This window comes from Micromonospora ureilytica (genome assembly GCF_015751765.1).
GTDB lineage: Bacteria > Actinomycetota > Actinomycetes > Mycobacteriales > Micromonosporaceae > Micromonospora > Micromonospora ureilytica.
In genome coordinates this window covers 2,960,886-2,984,581 of record NZ_JADOTX010000001.1, presented here as the reverse complement: position 1 = coordinate 2,984,581, position 23,696 = coordinate 2,960,886, and the positions used below count along the sequence as shown (strand labels likewise).

16 protein-coding genes and 3 rRNA genes are annotated in these 23,696 nt (G+C 69.5%); 16 read left to right on the top strand and 3 right to left on the bottom strand.

What is annotated here, in order from left to right:
* Positions 1-21 precede the first annotated feature (21 nt).
* The 5 genes from IW248_RS13290 (at position 22) to IW248_RS13270 (ending at position 4,781) form a co-directional block, all read left to right on the top strand.
* Entirely contained in the window at positions 22-525 is a 504-nt protein-coding gene (locus tag IW248_RS13290) for an ArsR/SmtB family transcription factor (RefSeq protein ID WP_196927241.1), read from the top strand.
* 49 nt (positions 526-574) lie between these two features.
* Positions 575-2,047, top strand: a complete 1,473-nt coding sequence (locus IW248_RS13285; RefSeq protein ID WP_124818796.1) for a serine hydrolase domain-containing protein — start codon at positions 575-577, stop codon at positions 2,045-2,047.
* Positions 2,048-2,093: 46 nt separating this feature from the next.
* Entirely contained in the window at positions 2,094-2,594 is a 501-nt protein-coding gene (locus IW248_RS13280) for a GNAT family N-acetyltransferase (RefSeq protein ID WP_196927240.1), read from the top strand.
* Between the two features lie 9 nt (positions 2,595-2,603).
* Positions 2,604-3,245 carry a YgjV family protein gene (locus IW248_RS13275; protein WP_124818800.1) on the top strand — a complete coding sequence of 214 codons (642 nt, stop codon included), beginning with the start codon at positions 2,604-2,606 and terminating at the stop codon, positions 3,243-3,245.
* Positions 3,246-3,449: 204 nt separating this feature from the next.
* Positions 3,450-4,781 (top strand): hemolysin family protein, encoded by a 1,332-nt coding sequence (locus IW248_RS13270; RefSeq protein ID WP_124818802.1) that lies wholly within the window; start codon positions 3,450-3,452, stop codon positions 4,779-4,781.
* Positions 4,782-4,803: 22 nt separating this feature from the next.
* Here the strand turns inward: IW248_RS13270 and IW248_RS13265 are convergent, their stop codons facing one another.
* Positions 4,804-5,193, bottom strand: a complete 390-nt coding sequence (locus IW248_RS13265; RefSeq protein WP_196927239.1) for a PaaI family thioesterase — start codon at positions 5,191-5,193, stop codon at positions 4,804-4,806.
* Between the two features lie 100 nt (positions 5,194-5,293).
* Here IW248_RS13265 and tyrS point away from each other — a divergent pair, with 100 nt between their 5' ends.
* The 4 genes from tyrS (at position 5,294) to rrf (ending at position 12,450) form a co-directional block, all read left to right on the top strand.
* Positions 5,294-6,586 carry a tyrosine--tRNA ligase gene (tyrS, locus tag IW248_RS13260; RefSeq protein ID WP_196930175.1) on the top strand — a complete coding sequence of 431 codons (1,293 nt, stop codon included), beginning with the start codon at positions 5,294-5,296 and terminating at the stop codon, positions 6,584-6,586.
* A gap of 643 nt (positions 6,587-7,229) precedes the next feature.
* Positions 7,230-8,746: ribosomal RNA gene (locus tag IW248_RS13255) — 16S ribosomal RNA — on the top strand.
* A 389-nt stretch (positions 8,747-9,135) separates the two neighbouring features.
* Positions 9,136-12,247: ribosomal RNA gene (locus IW248_RS13250) — 23S ribosomal RNA — on the top strand.
* Between the two features lie 86 nt (positions 12,248-12,333).
* Positions 12,334-12,450, top strand: a 5S ribosomal RNA gene (gene rrf, locus IW248_RS13245).
* Together the 16S, 23S and 5S rRNA genes form the textbook arrangement of a ribosomal RNA operon.
* A gap of 90 nt (positions 12,451-12,540) precedes the next feature.
* On the opposite strand, the gene IW248_RS13240 is transcribed toward rrf, so the two are convergent.
* Positions 12,541-14,544, bottom strand: coding sequence for a hypothetical protein (locus tag IW248_RS13240; RefSeq protein WP_196930469.1), 2,004 nt, complete (start codon positions 14,542-14,544; stop codon positions 12,541-12,543).
* Here IW248_RS13240 and IW248_RS13235 point away from each other — a divergent pair.
* Both IW248_RS13235 and IW248_RS13230 read left to right on the top strand, forming a co-directional pair.
* Positions 14,533-15,537 (top strand): tetratricopeptide repeat protein, encoded by a 1,005-nt coding sequence (locus IW248_RS13235; RefSeq protein ID WP_307787930.1) that lies wholly within the window; start codon positions 14,533-14,535, stop codon positions 15,535-15,537. The genes IW248_RS13240 and IW248_RS13235 overlap by 12 nt on opposite strands.
* The gene (locus tag IW248_RS13230; RefSeq protein ID WP_196927238.1) at positions 15,534-16,565 is read left to right on the top strand and encodes an HAD-IIA family hydrolase; all 1,032 of its coding nucleotides are present in this window, start codon (positions 15,534-15,536) and stop codon (positions 16,563-16,565) included. The genes IW248_RS13235 and IW248_RS13230 overlap by 4 nt, the downstream gene beginning before the upstream one ends.
* Before the next feature lie 13 nt (positions 16,566-16,578).
* Here IW248_RS13230 and IW248_RS13225 read toward each other — a convergent pair whose 3' ends face one another.
* Positions 16,579-16,917, bottom strand: a complete 339-nt coding sequence (locus IW248_RS13225; protein WP_124815234.1) for an SCP2 sterol-binding domain-containing protein — start codon at positions 16,915-16,917, stop codon at positions 16,579-16,581.
* A 111-nt stretch (positions 16,918-17,028) separates the two neighbouring features.
* On the opposite strand from IW248_RS13225, the gene IW248_RS13220 reads away from it, so the two are divergent.
* The 5 genes from IW248_RS13220 to IW248_RS13200 all read left to right on the top strand — a co-directional run bounded on the left by IW248_RS13220 (position 17,029) and on the right by IW248_RS13200 (position 23,662).
* Positions 17,029-17,607 carry a phasin family protein gene (locus tag IW248_RS13220; protein ID WP_196927237.1) on the top strand — a complete coding sequence of 193 codons (579 nt, stop codon included), beginning with the start codon at positions 17,029-17,031 and terminating at the stop codon, positions 17,605-17,607.
* Complete coding sequence (locus tag IW248_RS13215) at positions 17,604-17,891, top strand: hypothetical protein (protein WP_196930468.1); 288 nt, start codon at positions 17,604-17,606, stop codon at positions 17,889-17,891. The genes IW248_RS13220 and IW248_RS13215 overlap by 4 nt, the downstream gene beginning before the upstream one ends.
* Positions 17,892-17,929: 38 nt before the next feature.
* Entirely contained in the window at positions 17,930-18,790 is an 861-nt protein-coding gene (locus tag IW248_RS13210; protein WP_196927236.1) for a TlyA family RNA methyltransferase, read from the top strand.
* A 109-nt stretch (positions 18,791-18,899) separates the two neighbouring features.
* The gene (locus IW248_RS13205; protein ID WP_196927235.1) at positions 18,900-19,784 is read left to right on the top strand and encodes an NAD kinase; all 885 of its coding nucleotides are present in this window, start codon (positions 18,900-18,902) and stop codon (positions 19,782-19,784) included.
* 158 nt (positions 19,785-19,942) lie between these two features.
* Positions 19,943-23,662, top strand: coding sequence for a S8 family serine peptidase (locus IW248_RS13200; RefSeq protein ID WP_196927234.1), 3,720 nt, complete (start codon positions 19,943-19,945; stop codon positions 23,660-23,662).
* The last annotated feature ends 34 nt before the right edge of the window (positions 23,663-23,696 follow it).

The window sequence follows — 23,696 nt, the reverse complement described above, 5'->3', positions numbered from 1 at the left end:
GTATGTTCGTATTATCGACGGATGACCTCTCTAGAGGAGCGGCTCGCCGCATTGGAAGCACAGGTCGCCGCGTTGATCGAGCGTCCGACGGCGCCAGCGCCAACGCCGACCCCGTCCGAGGGCACCTTCTGGGCCCTCGACGGCCTCAAGCAACGACTGCCGGCCGACGGCACAGGCGCGGTCCTCTACACCGGCACCGTCCGCGTCGCCGACCAGCACTACGACTGGCAGTACGGCCGCACCGTCGACGACCTGCTCTCCGCCGACTGGACCGAGCTGGCCAGCACCCTCTCCGCGCTGGCCCACCCGGTGCGGCTGCGGCTGCTACGGGAGGTCCTCGGCGGTCGGCAGAGCACCAGCGAGCTGGCCGAGATCGAGGAGTTGGGCACCACCGGCCAACTGCATCACCACCTGCGCCAGATCACCGCCGCCGGTTGGCTGCGCAGCGCCGGCCGAGGCCGGTACGCGGTCCCGGCCGAACGCGTGGTGCCGCTGCTGGCCATCCTCACCGCCGCTGGCCGTTGACCAGACGCGGCTCGGCCGCGCATCCGACCACCCCCACGGAGGAACAACAATGCGCCGAACGACCGTCACCGCCCTCGTCGTCGCGCTGATCGCCGGCCTGGTCGGGGTGGCGCTGATGCCCCGTGTGCCCCGACTGGGCGCGCAGACCAGTGGCGATCGCGACCTGGCCGCAGCCGCACGGTCGGCCGCGTCCGATCCGTCGGGGCACCGGGGGCTCGCCGTCGCCCTGGTGGAGAACGGCCGGATCCGCACCGCCGGCCTGGGTGACCGGGATCCCGCCGGTCGACCCGTCGAGCCCGGCACCCCCTTCGAGATCGGCTCGGTCACCAAGGCGTTCACCGGCATGCTCCTCGCCGACCAGGCCGCCGCCGGCAACGTCCATCCCGACGACACGCTCGGCGCCACCTGGCCCACGACCACCGGTCCCGCCCGCGACGTGACCCTCGCCGAATTGGCCAGCCACCGTGCCGGCCTGCCCCGGGTGGCCCTCGGCTCCCCGCTGGCCTGGGCACGCATGCTGTGGTCCAACGTCTCCGGTGGCAACCCGTACGCCGAGCAGGACGTCGACACCGTCCGCGCTGCCGCCGACCGGGCCACCCCCGGTGACGGGCGCGGTGAGGTCCACTACTCCAACTTCGGGGTGTCAGTGCTGGGCCACGCGCTCGCCGCGAAGGCCGGCGTCGCATACCCCGACCTGCTCCAGGCGCGGCTGCTGCGGCCACTCGGCATGACCGCCACCGTGGTCGCCGCCCAGGCCGACGGCCTGCCGGCCGAACGCGCCCACGGCAGTCGGGCCGCCGGCAGACCGCTCGACCCGTGGACGGGCGCCGGGTACGCCCCGGCCGGCACCGGCGCCTGGTCCACGGCGGAGGATCTGGCCCGGTTGGCCGCCGCGACCCTCGCGGGCACCGCGTCGGGCGCCGACGCCGCCACCGCCCGCTTCCGCGAGGACGGCGACACCCGCATCGGGTACGGCTGGTTCACCACCCGGCACGGTGACCGCGAGGTGGTGTGGCACAACGGCGCGACCAGCGGATTCCGGTCATACGTCGGCTTCGAACGGGCCACCGGCAGAGCGGTCGTGGTGCTCGGCAACACCGACAAGGGTGTGGAACCGATCGGTCTGCGGCTGCTCGGAGTGCCGCAGGAGGAGGCTGAGGCGGCAGCCCCGGTCGCCCCGGTCTGGATTGGTATCGGCCTCGCGGTGGCCTTCACCTTCCTCGGCGGCCTGTCACTGCTCGGCACCGCCCGCCGCCGCGAACTGGACCGGGTGACGCTGCTGGCCGCGACGGTGTGGGGGGTGGCCTACCTCGCCCTGGGGCACCGGATGGGGGACTGGTCGGTGGTGCCGGCCTGGCTGTGGCCGGTCGGGGCCGGTCTGTCCGCGGTGGGAATCGCCCAGGCGGCGGCCCGGTGGCGCGCACTGCCGACGGTCGACGCGAAGGTGCCGTGGCGTCGCGTGCTGTCGGTGGCGAGTTCCCTGGTGGCCGCCGCGCTGGCCGTCGCGGCCGTCGTCGCCTGAGTCCGCGCCGCCGCCTCGTGTCACAGCGGTTGCGTACCCTCGCCGGATGACCTCCGCACTGCTGCTACGCCCGGTCCGTGAGGACGATCTCGTCGAGTTCTTCCTGCACCAGCAGGACCCGGAGGCCAACCGGATGGCCGCGTTCGGCCCCAAGGACCCGTCCGACCACCGGGAGTTCGCCGCGCACTGGGCCCGGGTGCTCACCAACCCGGCGAACCTGGTCCGCACCGTCGAGGTCGACGGCGACGTGGTCGGCTACGTGAGCGCCTTTCCGGTCGAGGGGCAGACCGAGGTCAGCTACTGGATCGACCCGGCGCGCTGGGGCCGGGGTCACGCCACGGCGGCCCTGGCCGCCCTGCTGCGCGAGCTGCCCCGGCCGATCCACGCCCGCGCCGCCAAGGACAACGCCGCCTCCCTCGCGGTGCTCCGCAAGTGCGGGTTCGTGGTGGTCGGTGAAGACTCGGGGTACGCCAACGGCCGCGGCGAAGACGTCGAGGAGTGGCTGCTCGAGCTGCCCGCCGATGGCCCTGACCTGGGCGGGCACTAGTCTCGCGACGTGAACTGGTTGGATCTCGTCGGCTGGGCCGGCTCCGCGGTGCTGGTCTGGTCGCTGCTGCAGTCGCGCATCCTGCGGTTGCGGGCGCTCAACCTCGTCGGCTGCTTCGTGCTGATCGGCTACAACGCCGCGATCGAGGTCTGGCCCGGGGTCGGGCTCAACGTCGTGCTCGCGGTGATCAACATCTGGTACCTGCGCGGGATGCTCGCCACCCGGCACGACGAGAAGACCTACCAGGTGGTGGAGGTCGGTGTCGGGGACCAGTTCCTCGCGCACACGCTGCGGGTGCACGCCACTGACATCGCCCGGTTCAACCCCGACTTCCACTGGGACCCGGCCGCGTCGGGGCGCTCGGCGTTCCTCGTGGTCACGGCCGACGAGGTGGTCGGGGTGGTGCTGTCCCACGCCGAGGCGCCCGGTGTCGCCCAGATCGATCTGGACTACGTGACCCCGAAGTTCCGTGACTTCACCCCGGGCGAGTTCGTCTACCGGCGCAGCCACCTCTTCACCGAGCGCGGCTTCCACCGGGTGGTCAGCCCGCCCCGGATGGTCGCCCCCTACTACCACCGTCTCGGCTTCCGACCGGAGGGCGACTCGTACGTCCTCGACCTGCCGGCGTCACCGAGCACCGCGACGGCGTAGCGCCGTCCACGCCCGATTCAGCGCGGCGTCGCTGACGCCCGATTCGACGTGGCGTCGCTGACGCCCGATTGGCGTAGCGTCGCCGAGGCAGGATTCGGCCGGCGCCGGACGGGGCAAAGACAACGCCTACGCCGGGCGGGCTCGCCGACCGGCGGGTGCCGCGCGTAGCGGCCGGTGCCACCACCACGAGGGAGCGAACCGGGCGTGCAGAGCTACGGGAGCCAACTGGCCCTGGTCGGAGTCCTGGTCGTGATCAACGCGCTCTTCGCGGGCAGCGAGATGGCGTTGGTGTCGCTGCGGGACAGCCAGATCCAGCGGCTGGAGCGCACCAGCCGGGCCGGGCGGGTGCTGGCCCGGCTCGCCAAGGACCCGAACCGCTTCCTGGCCACCATCCAGATCGGCATCACCCTCGCCGGTTTCCTGGCCTCCGCCGCCGCGGCGGTCTCGCTGGCCAAACCCCTGGTGCCCCTGCTCGGGGTGTTCGGCGGCGCCGCCGAGACGGCGGCGATCGTGATGGTCACCCTGGCGCTGACCTTCGTCACCCTGGTCTTCGGCGAGCTGGCGCCCAAGCGGATCGCCATGCAGTCCGCCGAGCGGTGGGCGCTGCTGGTGGCCCGCCCACTCGACCTGCTCGCGAGCCTCACCCGGCCGGCCGTCTGGGCGCTCGGCGCCACCAGCGACGTGGTGGTCCGCCTGGTCGGGCTCAACCCCAAACACCAGCCGGAGGAGATCGGCCCGGACGAACTGCGCGACATCGTCGCCGGCAACCACGGCTTCACCAAGGAACAGCGCACCATCATCGCGGGCGCCGTGGAGATCGCCGACCGGCGGTTGCGGGCTGTCCTCGTACCCCGGTTGCAGGTCTTCACGCTCGACAGCGGGACCACCGCGGAGGCCGCGCGGCTCGTGCTGGCCGCCACCGGGCACTCCCGTGCTCCGGTGGTGCGCCACGGCGGCCTGGACGACACGGCCGGGGTGATCCACCTGCGTGACCTGGTGGGTGTGCCCGACGACCGCCCGGTCGACGAGATCGCCCGACCGCCGATGCTGCTGCCCGACTCGCTACCGGTGGTGGACGCGCTGCGCCAGTTCAAGGCCGAGCGTCAGCACATCGCGCTGGTCGTGGACGAGCGCGGCGCCGTCGACGGCATCGTGACACTGGAGGACATTCTGGAGGAGATCGTCGGCGAGATCTACGACGAGACCGACCGGGATGTGCGCTCGGTGCGCCGCGACCCCGACGGCGCGCTGCTGCTGCCCGGCACCTTCCCGGTGCACGACCTCACGGACATCGGCGTGGAGCTGCCGTCGCGCCCCGCCGGTGACTACACGACCGTCGCCGGGCTGGTGCTGGCCCGGCTCGGGCACATCCCCACCGTCGCCGGCGAGGACGTCACGCTGGACGGCTGGGTGCTGGTGGTGGCCGGCATCGACCACCGGGCGATCACCGAGGTACGACTGAGCCGGGTACCCGATGACACCGACACCGACGCCGACCAGGCCGCGGAGCCGGTGCTGGACGAGGCCCGCAGCTGAGCCATCCGGCGTACGCCGTCGCTCAGTCGCGGGAGAGGTTCTGCAAACGGACCTGACCACGGGCGACCAGCCGCTCGTCGGCGTCGGTGATCTCGACCTGCCAGAGCTGCTGGCTGCGGCCCCGATGCACAGGGGTGCCGACGGCGGTCAGCTCGCCGTCCCGGACGGCGCGTAGGAAGTCCGTCTGGTTCGACACCCCGACCACCGTGCCCCGGTCGGCCAACCAGAGGGCGCCGCCCACGCTGGCCGCGGACTCCACGACGGCGCAGTACACCCCGCCGTGCTGGATGCCGAACGGCTGGTGCAGCTCGGGGCGGACCTGCCAGCTGACGACCACCCGGTTGGCGCTCGCCTCCTCGAACTTGAGGCCGAGCAGGGCGACGAAACCGCCCGTCAGATCCGGAATCTCCATGGCAAAGCCCTCCTCGATCAACGGGGCGCAAGCCTAGCCGGGGCGGGTTGCGCCAAACCCGGTACGGCTCGGTGCCGGCGATGGGGGAGAATTGGTGACCGTGACCGACAGCAGCCCTCCGCCGCCCGGGCGGGACTCCCTGACCGACGACCTGCTCTGGCGTGGCCTGATACAGGACTCGACCGGCCTCGACGAGCTGCGCGAGCTGCTCGACGGTGGAGCGGTCGCCACCTATTACGTGGGCTTCGACCCCACCGCTCCGAGCCTGCACGTCGGCAACCTCATGCAGGTCCTCATGGCCCGCCGGCTGCAACTCGCCGGCCACCGCCCGCTGCTGTTGGTCGGCGGGGCCACCGGTCAGATCGGTGACCCGAAGGAGAGCGCCGAACGCGCACTCAACCCACTCGACGTGATCGCCGGCTGGGTCGAGCGGATCCGCGAGCAGCTCGCGCCCTTCGTGTCGTACACCGGCGACAACGCGGCCCAGTTGGTCAACAACCTGGACTGGACCGGCGAGATGTCGATCGTCGAGTTCCTCCGCGACGTGGGCAAACACTTCCCGGTCAACAAGATGCTGGCGCGGGAGGTGGTGCGGGCCCGGCTGGAGACCGGCATCAGCTTCACCGAGTTCAGTTACCAGCTGTTGCAGGCCAACGACTTCTACGAGCTGCACCGCCGGCACGGCTGTCAGCTCCAGTTCGGTGGCTCCGACCAGTGGGGCAACATCACCGCCGGCGTCGACTACGTCCGGCGCCGAGGTGCCGGGCCGGTGCAGGCGTTCACCACCCCCCTGGTCACCAAGGCCGACGGCACGAAGTTCGGCAAGAGCGAGGGCGGCGCCGTCTGGCTGGATCCCACGATGACCAGCCCGTACGCCTTCTACCAGTTCTGGCTCAACGTCGAGGACCAGGAGGTCGACCGCTACCTGCGGTACTTCAGCTTCCGCAGCCGCGACGAGTTGGAAGAGCTGGCAAAGGCCACCGCCGAGCGGCCAGCGGCCCGTCTGGCGCAGCGGGCGCTCGCCGAGGAGCTGACCACCCTGGTGCACGGCGCCGACGAGACCCGGCAGGCGATCGCCGCCAGCCAGGCGCTCTTCGGCCGCGGATCGTTGGACGAGCTGGCGCCGGAGACTCTGCGCGCAGCCCTGACCGAGGCGGGTCTCGTACGCCTCTCCGGCGAATTGCCGGATGTGGCAGGTCTACTGCGGGACTCCGGGCTGGTGAGTGGTCTCAAGGAGGCCCGTCGGGTGATCGCCGAGGGCGGCGCCTACGTCAACAACAATCGGGTGACCGCCGTGGACGCTGGGGTGTCGCCGGCCGATCTGCTGCATGGGCGATACCTGGTGCTGCGACGCGGGAAGCGTTCGTTCGCGGGCGTTGAGCTGGGTGAATAGCCGTCCGTCGACGATGTGACGGGGGACGCGTCCGGCGGATTTGACGATCATCCCGCCGGACGCGTAACTTTCTCTCTGCCAGCGCGGAACGGACGAAACAGGCGAAAGCCTGAGACGGCCGGAGCGCCGGCCAACGGCCTGGGGGCCGGGTGGGCACGCCCACCGGGAACCCCGTCCGGGAGGTGCCACCAGAAACGCCGCGAGGCGGATTTGGCGCGGCGAAACCGACCGGGTATGGTTACGAACCGGTAGGGCACCGGGCGGGTCGCGAGAAATCGCGACGGCCGGCCTACCGAATCCATGACGAGAGCGGCGCAAGCCGGTTGCGACATGGTGCCCGCGTTATTCGGGTGAAGCACGACGAACCGCGAAATATCGGTTTGACACGGCGGAAACGAGCGGGTAACGTAGTAAAAGTGCCTGGCGCTGAAAGCGCCGGACATGAGCGGGAAATAGCCCCGGTTGGGGTTCCACTGTGGTGGGGCTTCTGGTCGGTGTGTGGTTGTTCTTTGAGAACTCAACAGGGTGCTTGTAAAGCCAGTGCCAATTATGATTTATACCCCGGACTGGTCAGTTTTTGCTGGCTGGTTGGGATTCCTTTGGCAACATTTGTTTGTTGTCAGGATGCTGTTCAACTAATTTTTTGTTGGAGAGTTTGATCCTGGCTCAGGACGAACGCTGGCGGCGTGCTTAACACATGCAAGTCGAGCGGAAAGGCCCTTCGGGGTACTCGAGCGGCGAACGGGTGAGTAACACGTGAGCAACCTGCCCCAAGCTTTGGGATAACCCTCGGAAACGGGGGCTAATACCGAATATTACTTCTGGCCGCATGGCTGGTGGTGGAAAGTTTTTCGGCTTGGGATGGGCTCGCGGCCTATCAGCTTGTTGGTGGGGTGATGGCCTACCAAGGCGATGACGGGTAGCCGGCCTGAGAGGGCGACCGGCCACACTGGGACTGAGACACGGCCCAGACTCCTACGGGAGGCAGCAGTGGGGAATATTGCACAATGGGCGGAAGCCTGATGCAGCGACGCCGCGTGAGGGATGACGGCCTTCGGGTTGTAAACCTCTTTCAGCAGGGACGAAGCGAGAGTGACGGTACCTGCAGAAGAAGCACCGGCCAACTACGTGCCAGCAGCCGCGGTAAGACGTAGGGTGCGAGCGTTGTCCGGATTTATTGGGCGTAAAGAGCTCGTAGGCGGCTTGTCGCGTCGACCGTGAAAACTTGGGGCTCAACTCCAAGCCTGCGGTCGATACGGGCAGGCTAGAGTTCGGTAGGGGAGACTGGAATTCCTGGTGTAGCGGTGAAATGCGCAGATATCAGGAGGAACACCGGTGGCGAAGGCGGGTCTCTGGGCCGATACTGACGCTGAGGAGCGAAAGCGTGGGGAGCGAACAGGATTAGATACCCTGGTAGTCCACGCTGTAAACGTTGGGCGCTAGGTGTGGGGGACCTCTCCGGTTTCCTGTGCCGCAGCTAACGCATTAAGCGCCCCGCCTGGGGAGTACGGCCGCAAGGCTAAAACTCAAAGGAATTGACGGGGGCCCGCACAAGCGGCGGAGCATGCGGATTAATTCGATGCAACGCGAAGAACCTTACCTGGGTTTGACATGGCCGCAAAACTCGCAGAGATGTGAGGTCCTTCGGGGGCGGTCACAGGTGGTGCATGGCTGTCGTCAGCTCGTGTCGTGAGATGTTGGGTTAAGTCCCGCAACGAGCGCAACCCTCGTTCGATGTTGCCAGCGCGTTATGGCGGGGACTCATCGAAGACTGCCGGGGTCAACTCGGAGGAAGGTGGGGATGACGTCAAGTCATCATGCCCCTTATGTCCAGGGCTTCACGCATGCTACAATGGCCGGTACAATGGGCTGCGATACCGTGAGGTGGAGCGAATCCCAAAAAGCCGGTCTCAGTTCGGATCGGGGTCTGCAACTCGACCCCGTGAAGTCGGAGTCGCTAGTAATCGCAGATCAGCAACGCTGCGGTGAATACGTTCCCGGGCCTTGTACACACCGCCCGTCACGTCACGAAAGTCGGCAACACCCGAAGCCGGTGGCCCAACCCCTTGTGGGAGGGAGCCGTCGAAGGTGGGGCTGGCGATTGGGACGAAGTCGTAACAAGGTAGCCGTACCGGAAGGTGCGGCTGGATCACCTCCTTTCTAAGGAGCACCTTCACCTGAAAGGGTGCAAGGAGCCCGCGGCCCACGTATGTTGGGTCGGGGTGCTCAGATGGCGGAGACACTGGCAAGTTTTGCCCTGGCAACGGCCGGCGGCGCTTAGTACAGCCTAACTTTCGGGTTGGTGGGAACGGTTGCTGTTGGTGCGGCTGGGGGAGAATGTGAGCACCCTGTTGGGTCCTGAAGGAACAACCATTGGTTGTTGTTTCAGAGACTTGGCCAGCCTCCCGTTGTGGGGGCTGGAAGTCTGCCAGGCATGGCCTGGCCCCACATACCGCTGGTCCCCTTGGGACTGGGTTTTGGTGTGGGGCGGATCGGGTTGTGGGTTGGTCGTTTGTTGAGAATTGCACAGTGGACGCGAGCATCTTTGTGGTCAAGTTGTCAAGGGCGAACGGTGAATGCCTTGGCACCAGGAGCCGATGAAGGACGTGGGAGGCCGCGATAGGCCTGGGGGAGCTGTCAACCAAGCTGTGATCCCAGGGTGTCCGAATGGGGAAACCTGGCACCAGTCATGTGGTGTCACCCACACCTGAACACATAGGGTGTGTGGAGGGAACGCGGGGAAGTGAAACATCTCAGTACCCGTAGGAAGAGAAAACAATTTAGTGATTCCGTGAGTAGTGGCGAGCGAAAGCGGATCGAGGCTAAACCGGCTGCGTGTGATACCTGTCAGGGGTTGCGTGGTCGGGGTTGTGGGACCCTGCTAAACAAGCTGACACTTGTTTGAGAAGTTACAAAGTTAGTGGCTAGTCGAACAGTCTGGAATGGCTGACCGTAGACGGTGAAAGTCCGGTAGGTGAAAGTTGCTGACCTTCTGTGGGTGTTCCCGAGTAGCGGCGGACCCCTGAAATCTGCCGTGAATCTGCCAGGACCACCTGGTAAGCCTAAATACTTCCTGGTGACCGATAGCGGACAAGTACCGTGAGGGAATGGTGAAAAGTACCCCGGGAGGGGAGTGAAATAGTACCTGAAACCGTTCGCCTACAATCCGTCGGAGCCTTACGGGGTGACGGCGTGCCTTTTGAAGAATGAGCCTGCGAGTTAGTGGCATGTGGCGAGGTTAACCCGTGTGGGGGAGCCGTAGCGAAAGCGAGTCTGAATAGGGCGATTCAGTCGCGTGTCCTAGACCCGAAGCGGAGTGATCTAGCCATGGGCAGGCTGAAGCGCGGGTAAGACCGCGTGGAGGGCCGAACCCACCAATGTTGAAAAATTGGGGGATGACCTGTGGTTAGGGGTGAAAGGCCAATCAAACTCCGTGATAGCTGGTTCTCCCCGAAATGCATTTAGGTGCAGCGTCGCGTGTTTCTTGCCGGAGGTAGAGCACTGGATGGTCTAGGGGGCCCACAAGCTTACCGAAATCAGCCAAACTCCGAATGCCGGTAAGTGAGAGCGCGGCAGTGAGACTGCGGGGGATAAGCTTCGTAGTCGAGAGGGAAACAGCCCAGATCACCAGCTAAGGCCCCTAAGCGTGTGCTAAGTGGAAAAGGATGTGGGGTCGCATAGACAACCAGGAGGTTGGCTTAGAAGCAGCCACCCTTTAAAGAGTGCGTAATAGCTCACTGGTCAAGTGGTTCCGCGCCGACAATGTAGCGGGGCTCAAGCACACCGCCGAAGCTGTGGCATTCACATTTTAACCTCGCTTGGACTTGATTCCTTGTGCAGGTGTGTGGATGGGTAGGGGAGCGTCGTGCCGCGAGTGAAGCAGCGGGGTGACCCAGTTGTGGACGCGGCACGAGTGAGAATGCAGGCATGAGTAGCGAAAGAAGGGTGAGAAACCCTTCCGCCGGATGACCAAGGGTTCCAGGGCCAGGCTAATCCGCCCTGGGTGAGTCGGGACCTAAGGCGAGGCCGAGAGGCGTAGTCGATGGACAACGGGTTGATATTCCCGTACCCGCGAAAGAGCGTCCCTGATGAACCTCGTTGTGCTAACCGCCCGAACTTGGTGAGGTCTTCGGACTGATCTGAGGGAGCGTGGGAACCTGATGGGTAGTAGTCAAGCGATGGGGTGACGCAGGAAGGTAGCTGAGCCCGGCCGGTGGTTGTGCCGGGGTAAGCGTGTAGGCCGTGTTGTAGGCAAATCCGCAACACATGAAGGCTGAGACGTGATGCCGAGCCGATTCAGGTGAAGTCAGTGATCCTATGCTGCCGAGAAAAGCCTCTAGCGAGTTCTTAGCGGCCCGTACCCCAAACCGACACAGGTGGTCAGGTAGAGAATACCGAGGCGATCGGGCGAACTGTGGTTAAGGAACTCGGCAAATTGCCCCCGTAACTTAGGGAGAAGGGGGGCCGGAGACGTGAAGCCCCGCGCGGGTGGAGCGTTGTATGGCCGCAGAGAGCAGGGGGAAGCGACTGTTTACTAAAAACACAGGTCCATGCGAAGAAGTAATTCGATGTATATGGACTGACGCCTGCCCGGTGCTGGAACGTTAAGGGGACCTGTTAGCTCTTTCGGGGGCGAAGCGGAGAACTTAAGCGCCAGTAAACGGCGGTGGTAACTATAACCATCCTAAGGTAGCGAAATTCCTTGTCGGGTAAGTTCCGACCTGCACGAATGGCGTAACGACTTCCCCACTGTCTCAACCACAGGCCCGGCGAAATTGCAGTACGAGTAAAGATGCTCGTTACGCGCGGCAGGACGGAAAGACCCCGGGACCTTTACTATAGCTTGACATTGGTACTCGAATTAGCTTGTGTAGGATAGGTGGGAGCCGGTGAAGTCCATACGCCAGTATGGGTGGAGGCAATCTTGAAATACCACTCTGGTTGATTTGGGTATCTAACTTCGGACCGTTATCCGGTTCAGGGACAGTGTCTGGTGGGTAGTTTAACTGGGGCGGTTGCCTCCTAAAAGGTAACGGAGGCGCCCAAAGGTTCCCTCAGCCTGGTTGGCAATCAGGTGTTGAGTGCAAGTACACAAGGGAGCTTGACTGTGAGACTGACAGGTCGAGCAGGGACGAAAGTCGGGACTAGTGATCCGGCACTTGCGAGTGGAAGCGGTGTCGCTCAACGGATAAAAGGTACCCCGGGGATAACAGGCTGATCTTCCCCAAGAGTCCATATCGACGGGATGGTTTGGCACCTCGATGTCGGCTCGTCGCATCCTGGGGCTGTAGCAGGTCCCAAGGGTTGGGCTGTTCGCCCATTAAAGCGGTACGCGAGCTGGGTTTAGAACGTCGTGAGACAGTTCGGTCCCTATCCGCCGTGCGCGTAGGATACTTGAGAAGGGCTGTCCCTAGTACGAGAGGACCGGGACGGACGAACCTCTGGTGTGCCAGTTGTCCTGCCAAGGGCACGGCTGGTTAGCTACGTTCGGAAGGGATAACCGCTGAAAGCATCTAAGCGGGAAGCCTGCTTCAAGATGAGGTATCCCACCCACCTTGGTGGGGTAAGGCCCCCAGCTAGACGACTGGGTTGATAGGCCGGAAATGTAAGCCCGGTAACGGGTTCAGTTGACCGGTACTAATAGGCCGAGGACTTGACTACTAAGCTGCTACGCGTCCACTGTGCAACTCTGAACAAGCGAACACCCGTGACATTATGCCCGGGGTTGTTTGACATGTTCATAGAGTTACGGCGGTCATGGCGGAGGGGAAACGCCCGGTTACATTCCGAACCCGGAAGCTAAGCCCTCCAGCGCCGATGGTACTGCACTCGTGAGGGTGTGGGAGAGTAGGACGCCGCCGGACAATCTTCCAGTCGAGGGCCGCCCCATCCGGGTCGGCCCTCGACTGCGTAGCGCCATTGGTGGCGCAATCAGGAAGGATGTACCTGTGAGTTCAGGACCGCAGGGCGGAGACCGTCCCCGTCGTTACGAAGACCGTACTGACGGCGCGGGCGGACGCGACCGCGGCCAGCGCCGCGATGACCGAGACCGGCCCCCGTACCGGGGAGACCGCGACAGTGGTGGCGGCGCCCGAGGCGGATACGCCGGCGGCCGCGATTCTGGCTCCCGTGGCGGTGACCGGGACAGCTCGCGTTCCAGCGCTCCGCGCGAGGGTGGCTACCGTGGCGGCGACCGTGATGGGTCCCGTTCCAGCGCCCCGCGTGAGGGCGGCTACCGTGGCGGCGACCGGGACAGCTCGCGTTCCAGCGCCCCGCGTGACGGTGGTTTCCGTGGCGGTGACCGGGACAGCTCGCGTTCCAGCGCTCCCCGTGAGGGTGGCTTCCGCGGCGGCGACCGTGATGGGTCCCGTTCCAGCGCTCCCCGCGAGGGTGGCTTCCGCGGTGGCGACCGTGATGGTTCGCGCTCGGGTGCTCCGCGTGAAGGTGGCTTCCGGGGCGGTGACCGGGACAGCTCGCGTTCCAGCGCCCCGCGTGAGGGTGGTTTCCGCGGTGGTGACCGCGACGGTGGTTTCCGTGGTGGCGACCGCCGTGAGGGCGGTTTCCGTGGTGGCGACCGTGATGGGTCGCGTTCCAGCGCTCCGCGTGAGGGTGGTTTCCGCGGCGGCGACCGTGATGGGTCGCGTTCTAGCGCTCCCCGTGAGGGTGGTTTCCGCGGTGGTGACCGTCGTGAGGGCGGGTACCAGGGTGGCGACCGCACTCGCTCCGGCCCGCCTCGCGAGGGTGGCTTCCGTGGTGGTGACCGCGACGGTGGTTTCCGTGGTGGCGACCGCCGTGAGGGTGGCTTCCGTGGTGGCGACCGTGATGGGTCGCGTTCCAGCGCTCCGCGTGAGGGTGGTTTCCGCGGCGGCGACCGTGATGGGTCGCGTTCTAGCGCTCCCCGCGAGGGTGGTTTCCGCGGTGGTGACCGTCGTGAGGGCGGGTACCAGGGTGGCGACCGCACTCGCTCCGGCCCGCCTCGCGAGGGTGGCTTCCGTGGTGGTGACCGCGACGGTGGTTTCCGTGGTGGCGACCGCCGTGAGGGTGGCTTCCGTGGTGGCGACCGGGACAGCTCCCGTTCCAGCGCCCCCCGTGAAGGTGGCTTCCGTGGTGGCGACCGGGACAGCTCCCGTTCCAGCGCCCCCCGTGAAGGCGGCTTCCGTGGCGGCGACCGGGACAGCTCCCGTTCCAGCGCCCCCCGTGAGGGTGGCTTCCGCGGAGGTGATCGCGACGGTGGCTTCCGCGGCGGTGACCGTCGTGAGGGTGGCTTCCGGGGCGGCGACCGCGATGGTTCGCGTTCCAGTGCCCCCCGTGAGGGTGGCTTCCGCGGTGGCGACCGCCGTGAGGGTGGTTTCCGTGGTGGGGACCGGGACGGTTCGCGTTCCAGTGCCCCCCGTGAAGGTGGCTTCCGCGGAGGTGATCGCGACGGTGGCTTCCGCGGTGGCGACCGCCGTGAGGGTGGCTTCCGGGGCGGCGACCGCGATGGGTCGCGTTCCAGTGCCCCCCGTGAAGGCGGCTTCCGCGGTGGCGACCGGGACAGCTCCCGTTCCAGTGCCCCCCGTGAAGGCGGCTTCCGTGGTGGCGACCGGGACAGCTCGCGTTCCAGTGCTCCCCGTGACGGTGGCTTCCGCGGTGGCGACCGCCGTGAGGGTGGTTTCCGTGGTGGGGACCGGGACAGCTCGCGTTCCAGCGCCCCCCGCGAGGGCGGTTCCCGTGGCGGTGACCGCGAGGGCGGCTACCGGGGCGGAGAGCGTACCGGCGGCTTCCGGGCCGACGAGCGGCCGCGTCGCGAGGGGGAGTTCCGTCGCGACGACCGCGCGGGTGGCTCCGAGTCGTACGAGGGCGGGCGTAGTTCGGCCCCGGCGCTGCCGGACGACATCGTCGCGACGGACCTCGACAAGGACGTCCGCGCTGAGCTGCTCTCGCTGAACAAGCCGGTCGCCGAGACGGTGGCCCGGCACCTGGTCGCCACCGGGCAGCTGATCGACGAGGACCCGGCCGAGGCGTTGGCGCACGCGCTGGCCGCCCGGCGGCTCGCGTCGCGCATCTCCGCTGTCCGTGAGGCGGTCGGCCTGGCCGCGTACCACGCGGGGGAGTGGCAGTCGGCGATCGCCGAGCTGCGCACGTACCACCGGATGAGCGGGTTGCAGAGCCACCTGGCCGTGCTCGCGGACTGCGAGCGGGCTCTCGGCCGACCGGAGCGGGCCATCGACCTGTTCCGTGGCGCGGACCGGGAGAAGCTGGACCAGGCCGTGGCGATCGAACTGCTGATCGTCGCCGCCGGCGCGCGGGGCGACCTCGGGCAGAAGGACGCCGCGGTCGCGATGCTCCAGGTCCCGGACCTCACCAGCGAGGCCACCGTGCCGTGGACGGCCCGGCTGCGGTACGCGTACGCCGATGCGCTGCTCGCGGTGGGTCGGCGCGAGGAGGCCCGTGAATGGTTCTCCCGCGCTGCCGACGTGGACACCGAGGATGAGACCGACGCCGCCGAGCGGCTGCTCGAACTCGACGGTGTGGTCATCGAGGGTGACGACGAGGACGAGACCGAAGAGGAGATCGCCGCAGGCCCGGGCGCTCCTGGCGCGGTGCCGGCCCGACCCGACGCCGACCTGGCCGGCAACGAAGACGCCGACGACGATGAAGACGCCGCCGCCGCCGCCGCCGCCGCCGACGACGACGATGACGACGATGACGACGACGACGACGACGACGACGACGAGGACGACGAGGACTTCGACGACGACGAGGAGGACGACGCTGTCGGCCGTCCCGGTGACGACGAAGGCTTCGACGACGAGGACGAGGACCGTCACCCCAGCGGAAGCGGCAACGCCGACGCGGACACCGCTGGCGACAGCGGCGTGACTTCCGGCGACGTGGCGAACGGCGACGCGGCGAAGGCCGACGGGACCGTGGCGGCCCGGGACGACGAGTCGGGTTCGACGCAGCGGTGAGCGCGGGCGTGGGGGAGCGGCTGGTCGACGGGTACACCCTGGTCGTCTTCGATCTGGACGGCGTGATCTACCTGATCGACCGGCCGATCCCCGGCGCCGTCGAGGCGGTGGCCCGGCTGCATGCCGAGGGACGGTCGGTGGCGTACGCCACCAACAACGCGTCCCGCCGGTCCAGTGAGGTCGCGGACCTGCTGACCGGGATGGGTGTGCCGGCCCGGCCGGAGGAGGTCCTCACCTCCGCCGCCGCCTCGGCCGAGTTGCTGCGCGACCGGCTGCCCGCCGGCGCGTCGGTGCTGGTGGTCGGCGCGGAGGCGCTGCGCGCGGAGCTGCGCGCGGTCGGTCTGAACCCGGTCACCCAGGCCGATGAGAAGCCGGCAGCGGTGGTGCAGGGGTACGGCCCGCAGGTCGGCTGGGCCGAGTTGGCCGAGGCGTCGATCGCGGTGCGGGCGGGTGCGATCTGGATCGCGACCAACACCGATCGGACCCTGCCCAGTGGGCGGGGACCACTGCCCGGCAACGGTTCGCTGGTCGCCGTGCTGCGTACGGCACTGGAGCGGGACCCCGACGTGGTGGTCGGCAAGCCGGAGCCGGCGCTGTTCGAGACCGCCGCCCGGCGCAGTGGCGGTGGGCGGAGCCTGGTGGTGGGTGACCGGTTGGACACCGACATCGAAGGTGCCCGCCGGGCTGGGCTGGACAGCCTGCTCGTGCTGACCGGCGTCAGCGGCGTACCGGATCTGTTGGCCGCCGAGCCGCAGCGCCGTCCCACGTACGTCGCGAGGGACCTGGCGGGGTTGTTCGACCCGGCCGCTGCCGTGCGGGTCCCGGGCCCGGCGGACGCTGGCGGTTGGTCCGTGACCGACCGGGACGGCACGCTGGAGTTGGCCGGGGCCGGTCGCGAGCTGGACGCCCTGGCCGCGCTCTGCGCGGTGGCCTGGTCGGCGCCGGTGCCGGCGCTGCCGAAGATCCGCCCGGTGGGCCCGGACGCGACAGGCGCGGTGGAGAGTTTCGGTCTGACCGCGGCGGCGTGACCCGGCGCGGTCGTCAGAGCAGTTTGCGCAACTTGAGCAGGTCGAACGGGTTGGCCTTGATCGACACCCGGCGGGAGGTGACCGCGTTGGTGACGTCCAGGTCGCCCCGGACCAGGGCCAGCAGGTCGTCACTGGACGTGCTCAGCGCGATCTTGGCCTTGGGGTTGTCGCCGTCGGTCAGCTCGACCAGCCGACCGCCGGTGATCCGGCCGTGGAACGCGGTGTCCAGGTCGGTGATCCGGCAGGCCAGCGTCCGGTCCAGGTCGATCCGTTCGCGTACCGTCTCGGCGTTGCGATCCAACCGGGCGGCCAGCTCCTGCAACGCCTGCCGGCACTCGTCCACGCTGGCCACATCTCCCCCTCGCTGATCGCCACGCCGTCCTCGGCACCGTACCGCACGGGTCGGTCGGGGGTGCCCGGTAGCGTGACACCTGCACACCCCGCCCCGTGGAAGGACTCAGGCATGCAGGACGCGTGGCGCGCCTACCTCGAGCTGGCCATGGGCCTTGCGGAGGCGCCCCGGAAGAAGGCCCAGGACGTGGCACGTCGCCTCGTCGGCTCCGGCGGCGCGACCGCCGCCCAACTCCAGGCCCTCGGCGAGGAGCTGGTCACCACCGGGGCCGCCAACCGGGAGGCGCTGACCAAGCTGGTCCGCTTCGAGGTCGACCGGGCCCTCGGCGCGGTCGGTCTGGCCACCGCCGACGAGGTGGCCGAGCTGACCCGGCGGGTGCACGACCTGGAACGGCAGCTACGGGAGGCGCGGTCCGCCGAGCCGGCCGCCGGCCCCACGGCGCAGCCCGCCTCCGCCGTCGCCGCGCGGCCGGGCAGCGGTCTCGTGCCGTCCGACGGCTCGGCCGGTGCCCCGGTCTCCGCGCCGGTGGCGAAGAAGGCCGTGGCGAAGAAGGCGGTCGCCAAGAAGCCGCCGGCGACGATCAGCCGGACCGCCGACGAGGACGTCCCGACGCCGGCGGTCATGCCCGCCAAGAAGGTCATGCCCGCCAAGAAGGCGGTCCGCAAGCAGCCGCCGGACGACGCCGAATGAGCCGGCCCGGTCCACCGCCCGGGGGGTCCTTCCCGGCCCGGCCCGCGCCGCCGGCCGGTAGCTCGTTCCCGGCCCGGCCCGCGCCGCCGGCCGGCGGGTCGTTTCCAGCCCGCCCCGGGCCGCCGCCGGACCTCGGGGACGACGAGACGCGGCATCCGGCGGTGGACGCCGCCGTGCGGGCCATCGCCAACGCGGCGACGCTCGCCCCCGCCGACCAGATCGCCCAGTACGAGGCGGCCTACGAGACGCTGCGGGAAACCCTCGCCACCATCGACCAGACCTGAGCGGGACGACCAGGCCTGAGCAGACCGGAGAACCACCCATGGCACGTCGTAACCGGCTGGACGCCGAACTCGTCCGCCGCGGTCTGGCCCGCTCCCGTGAGCAGGCCGCCGCGTTGGTGGAGGCCGGCCGGGTCCAACTGCGGGGCGTGGTCGCCCGCAAGGCGGCCGCGATGGTCGACCCCGCCGATCCGCTCCTGGTGACCGGCGCGGACCCGGCCGAGGAGTACGTCTCCCGGGGCGGGCACAAGCTCGCCGGCGCGCTGGCCGCGTTCGCCCCCGGTGGGTTGCAGGTGGCCGGGCGGCGTTGCCTGGACGCGGGAGCGTCGACAGGTGGGTTCACCGACGTGTTGCTGCGCGCCGGCGCGGCCGAGGTGGTGGCCGTGGACGTCGGCTACGGGCAGCTCGCCTGGCCGCTGCGCACGAACGAGCGGGTCCGCGTCCTGGAGCGCACCAATGTCCGTACCCTCGATGCTGACGCGATCGGTGGCCAGGTCGACCTCACGGTGGCCGACCTGTCGTTCATCTCGCTGCGGCTGGTGCTGCCGGCGTTGGCCGGCTGCACCCGCGACGACGGTGACCTGGCGTTGATGGTCAAGCCGCAGTTCGAGGTCGGTAAGGACCGGGTCGGCGCCGGCGGTGTGGTCCGTGATCCGGAGTTGCGCGCCGAAGCGGTGCTGGACGTGGCCGCGACGGCGGCGCGGCTCGGCCTCGGGTTGGCCGACGTGGCGGCCAGCCCACTGCCCGGGCCGAGCGGCAACGTGGAGTTCTTCGTATGGTTGCGCCGGGGCGCACCAGCGGCCGACCCACAGCGGGTGCGGGCCGTGGTGGCGGCCGGGCCGGACGGCTCGACGAGGGCCGGCGACGTGTCGGACGTCGCGGCGGAGGAGGTCGCAGGGTGAACGTGCGCAGCGAGGGCGCCGCGATGGGCCGCGCGGTGACAGGCGGCCGTGCCGAGGCGATCGCGCCGGTGGCGCGACGCCGCCCGGTCCGACGTGGGCGGGTGGGCCGATGAGCCGGACCGCGTTGTTGGTGACCCACACCGGCCGTCGGCGCAGCACGGAGCACGCCCGGTCGGTCGCCGCGGACCTGATCGACGCGGGTTTCGAGGTACGGGTGGTCGCCGACGAGGCCGACGACCTCGACCTGCCCGGCGTGGTGCCGGTGGCCGGCCCGCAGGCCGCCGAGGGCGCCGAGATCGTTTTCGCGCTCGGTGGGGACGGCACCTTCCTGCGCGCCGCCGAGCTGGCCCGGCCGGCGAAGGCGCCGCTGCTCGGTATCAACCTCGGCAAGGTCGGCTTCCTGGCGGAGGCGGAGATCGACGACCTGGACACCGCCGTCCGGGACGTCGTCGGCCGCAACTACACGGTCGACGAGCGGCTGACCCTGGACGTCACTGCCGAATTCGACGGTGGGCCGACCATCGAGTCCTGGGCGCTCAACGAGATCAGCATCGAGAAGGGCGAGCGGGCCCAGATGCTCGAGCTGCTCGTCGACGTGGACGGCCGACCGCTGTCGCGTTACGGCTGCGACGGTGTCGTCTGTGCCACGCCCACCGGCTCCACCGCGTACGCGTTCTCCGGTGGCGGCCCGGTGGTCTGGCCGGAGGTGGAGGCGCTGCTGCTGGTGCCGATCAGCGCGCACGCGTTGTTCAGCCGCCCGTTGGTCACGGCCCCGACGTCCACCTTCGTGATCACCGTCGACCCGTTCACCACCCTCGCCGTGCTCTCCTGCGATGGCCGGCGGGTCTACGACCTGCCACCCGGCGCGCGGGTGACGGTGCGCCGGGGCGCACTGCCGGTGCGCATCGTGCGGTTGCGCCCCCGCCCGTTCACCGACCGGCTGGTGGCCAAGTTCGCCCTCCCGGTGCACGGTTGGCGCGGCAGCCGCCGGTGACCGTGGCGCACACAGTCGGTGGACGTGGGTTGTCCACCTGACGACATGTCGCCGCTGCGGCGGCGGGCGACTAGTGACCTGGTGACAGGCTCCGACGCAGACTCCGATCGGCCCTCATCTACGGATGGCGGGTCTTCCGGAGTAGAGGAGCCCATCGCATGCACTGGTCCCCACGCTGGCTCGCCGTCGGCGCGGTCGGCGCGTTGGTGGTCGGCGTCGCCGCACCGGCGTCCGCCGGCCCGCCCGCCCGGCCCACCGGCCCGACGTCGGGCACGCCCGCCCAGCACGCACCCGTCCGCATCACCCTGATCACCGGCGACCAGGTCGAGCTCGCGCCCGCGGCGCCGGGCCGGGTCGCCGCCACCGTCCGCCCGGGACCCGGGCGCGAACGCGTCATCTTCCAGACCCTGGAGGTCGACGGCCGGCTGCGGGTGCTGCCCAGCGACGCCCTGCCCTACGTTTCGAGCGGGGTCCTCGACGCCAACCTGTTCGACGTGCAGGAGTTGGCCGCCGACGGATACGGCGACGCCGCGCAGGGCGCGTTGCCACTGATCGTGCGCTACCAGGAGCAGGCGGCCGGGCGGGTCAAGCCGCTCACCGGTGCCACCGACGCCCGGCCGCTGGAGAGCATCAACGGCGCGGCGCTGCGAGTCGGCAAGGGCGCCCTCGGCGGCCTGTGGACCACGCTCGCCGGTACGCCGGCCAGCCGGACCACGACTGCCGCCGCGCCCCGGCTGGGTGCTGGCATCGCCCGTATCTGGCTGGACGGGAAGGTCCGCCCGACGCTGGAGCACTCCGTGCCGCAGATCGGCGCCCCGATCGCCTGGGCGGCCGGGCGTGACGGCGCCGGCGTGAAGGTGGCGGTGCTCGACACCGGCGTCGACGCCACCCACCCGGACCTGGCCGGTCGGATCGTCGAGGCGCAGGACTTCTCCGGTAGCGGCAGCGCCCGTGACGGGCACGGCCACGGCACCCACGTGGCCGCCACCATCGCCGGCAGCGGGGCGGCGTCCGCGGGGCTGCGCAAGGGCGTCGCGCCCGGCGCGCAACTGCTGGTCGGCAAGGTGCTCGACGACGGTGGCTCCGGCTACGACTCGTCCATCATCGCGGGTATGGAGTGGGCCGCCCACTCCGGCGCGAAGGTGGTCAGCATGAGCCTCGGTGGCGACCCCACCGACGGCACCGACCCGATGAGCCAGGCGGTGAACGACCTGACCGCCGAGACCGGCGCGCTGTTCGTGGTCGCCGCCGGCAACTCGGGCGCCGCGCGTACCGTCGGCGCGCCCGGCGCGGCCGCGGCGGCGCTCACCGTCGGCGCTGTGGACCGTGCCGACAACCTGGCGGAGTTCTCCAGCCGGGGCCCGCGCCTCGGCGACAACGGCCTCAAGCCCGAGATCACCGCGCCGGGCGTCGGCATCGTCGCCGCCCGGGCCGCCGGCACCACAATGGGTACGCCGGTGGACGACGCGTACACCACCGCGTCCGGCACCTCGATGGCCACCCCGCACGTGGCCGGGGCGGCGGCGATCCTCGCCCAGGAACACCCCGACTGGCCGGCCGCGAAGCTCAAGGACGCGCTGGTCAGCACCACGAAGGCGAACCCGGCGCTGACCGTCTTCGAGCAGGGTGGCGGTCGGGTCGACGTGGCGCGGGCGCTCGGCCAGCAGGTGTACGCCTCGGCCACCGCGGACTTCGGCCGGATCTCCACCGGCGGTGCGGCGGTCGAGCGGACCGTGACGTACACCAACGGCACGAAGACCGCGCGGACCCTGCGACTGGCCCTGGAACTGCGCAACCTGGACACCGGAGTGGCCGAGCCCGACGGGGTCGCCGTGACCTCCGGCGAGGTGCCCGTGCCGGCGGGCGGCAGCGTGGCCGTGCCGTTGCGCGCCGACCCGGCGAAGCTGGACCGGGGCCCGCACGGTGGCTGGCTGGTGGCGACGGGCACGGACGGCGTCGCCGTGCGCACCCCGGTCGGGCTCACCGTCAGCGGTCCCGTGCACCACCTCACCATCAAGCTGCTGGACCGGGAGGGTCAGCCGGGCCTCTCGCCGGGGTTGACCGTCTTCGGTGAGCAGCCTGAGTCGGACTTCTGGGGCATGTGGGGTGGCGAGGGCACCCTGGAGGTCGAGGAGGGCACGTACGTGCTGACCGCGCTGATGACGCACGGCGTCCCCCTGGACGAGCAGATGACCCAGATCATCGAGCCGGAGGTGACAGTCGACCGGGACCTGACAGTGGTGCTCGACGCGCGCAAGGGCACGCCGGTGCGGATCGAGACGCCGAAGCCCAGCGAGCAGCGGGCCACGCTCAGTTACTACGTGCACCGGGTGCTGGGCAACGGCCGGCAGATCGACCACGGTGTGATGGCCTACAGCACCGTTCAGCAGGTCAACGTCACGCCGACCCGCCAGGTGCGCCAGGGCGAGTTCGAGTTCGCCTCGCGGTGGCAGCTCGTCGCGCCCATGGTGGACGCGAAGATCAGCGGGGTCTCCGGTCCGTCGGACATCAACCTGCTGGGCACGTCGCCGGCACCGACCGGTCGGCGGAAGCTGCCGCTGGTCTGGGCCGGCACCGGCACCCCCGCCGAGCTGACCCGGGTGCGGGGCGCCGCCGTGCTGCTCGGCGCCGACCCGAACCGCTCGGAAGAGGAGCAGGTGGCCGCCGCCGCGGCAGCCGGCGCCGCCGCGGTGCTGATCGTCCGGCCGGAGGACCAGAGCGCGTGGACGGTCTGGCGGCCCACCGGAGAGCGGCTGCCGATCCCGTCGATGGCGGTCGCGTACGACGACGGGCAGCGGCTGATCGCGGCGGCGCGCAAGGGTCGGGCGACGCTGGACCTGACGCTGACCGTGGACAGCCCCTACCTGTACGACGTGTGGCAGGTGTCCAAGGGCCGGGTGCCGGAGCGCGTCGTGCACACGGTGACCGCGAAGAACACCGCCGAGGTGACAGCGAGCTACGGCGACACGGGTGCGGGTTGGGCCACCGAGGAGCGGTTCGGCTGGCGTCCGTGGCAGGAGTACGCCTGGAACGACGACCAGCGCATGGTCCGCAACGGCACCACCCGGCAGGAGTTCGTCAGCGCCGGGGACTCCTGGTGGCAGCAACGGGTGCTGCACAAGCAGATGTTCATGCAGTGGGGGCAGCTGGCCGGTGGTCTGACCCAGCAGCCCCGGCGCTACGCCGCCGACGACCGGGTGACCGAGACCTGGCACGCGCCGGTGCTCCGCCCGGCCGTCCCGGCCAGCGGGGCGCCGGTGCCCACCCGCACCGGTGACAACCTGGAGCTGCGGGTGCCCGACTTCGTCGATGCCGACGGGCACTACAGCGTGGCCGGCGAGAGCGAGGAGTCGGACACCGTCACGGTGCGGGTCAGCCGCAACGGACAGCAGATCGCCGACCTCTCCGACCGCTGGGAGTCGGTGCCCACGACCGCCGGGGCCGCCCGCTACCGCCTGGACGTGACCACCCAGCGGTCCTCGGCCGAGTGGCGTTACGGCACGCGCACCGAGACGGCCTGGGAGTTCACCTCGGCCCGACCGGCGGGCGACGCCGCCACGGCGTTGTCGCTGCTCCAGGTGGACTACCGGGTGCCGGCCGACCTGCTCGGCACCGTACGCGGCAACCGGCCGCACCAGCTCGGGCTGACCCTGCGGCAGCCGGCCGGGGTGCCGACGCCGACCGGTGCCGGCGTCCGGGTGCAGGTCTCCTTCGACGGCGGTGTCACCTGGCGCAACGCGCCGACCACGGGGTCGGGCACCCGGTACACCGCTACCGTCCCGGCGGGACGCGGAACGGTGTCGCTGCGGGTGCACGCCGCCGACCGGGCCGGGAACACCGTCGAGCAGACGGTGCTCCAGGCGTACGGGCTGCGCTGATCGGGCGGGCGGGGCGGCCTGGCCGTCCCGCCCT

Bases quoted from the DNA above. Each gene is read 5' to 3' on its own strand.
- IW248_RS13290 (WP_196927241.1), top strand. From the start codon at position 22: ATGACCTCTCTAGAGGAGCGGCTCGCCGCATTGGAAGCACAGGTCGCC.
- IW248_RS13285 (WP_124818796.1), top strand. From the start codon at position 575: ATGCGCCGAACGACCGTCACCGCCCTCGTCGTCGCGCTGATCGCCGGC.
- IW248_RS13280 (WP_196927240.1), top strand. From the start codon at position 2,094: ATGACCTCCGCACTGCTGCTACGCCCGGTCCGTGAGGACGATCTCGTC.
- IW248_RS13265 (WP_196927239.1), bottom strand. From the start codon at position 5,193: ATGGAGATTCCGGATCTGACGGGCGGTTTCGTCGCCCTGCTCGGCCTC.
- IW248_RS13220 (WP_196927237.1), top strand. From the start codon at position 17,029: ATGCAGGACGCGTGGCGCGCCTACCTCGAGCTGGCCATGGGCCTTGCG.
- IW248_RS13215 (WP_196930468.1), top strand. From the start codon at position 17,604: ATGAGCCGGCCCGGTCCACCGCCCGGGGGGTCCTTCCCGGCCCGGCCC.
- IW248_RS13210 (WP_196927236.1), top strand. From the start codon at position 17,930: ATGGCACGTCGTAACCGGCTGGACGCCGAACTCGTCCGCCGCGGTCTG.
- IW248_RS13205 (WP_196927235.1), top strand. From the start codon at position 18,900: ATGAGCCGGACCGCGTTGTTGGTGACCCACACCGGCCGTCGGCGCAGC.
- IW248_RS13200 (WP_196927234.1), top strand. From the start codon at position 19,943: ATGCACTGGTCCCCACGCTGGCTCGCCGTCGGCGCGGTCGGCGCGTTG.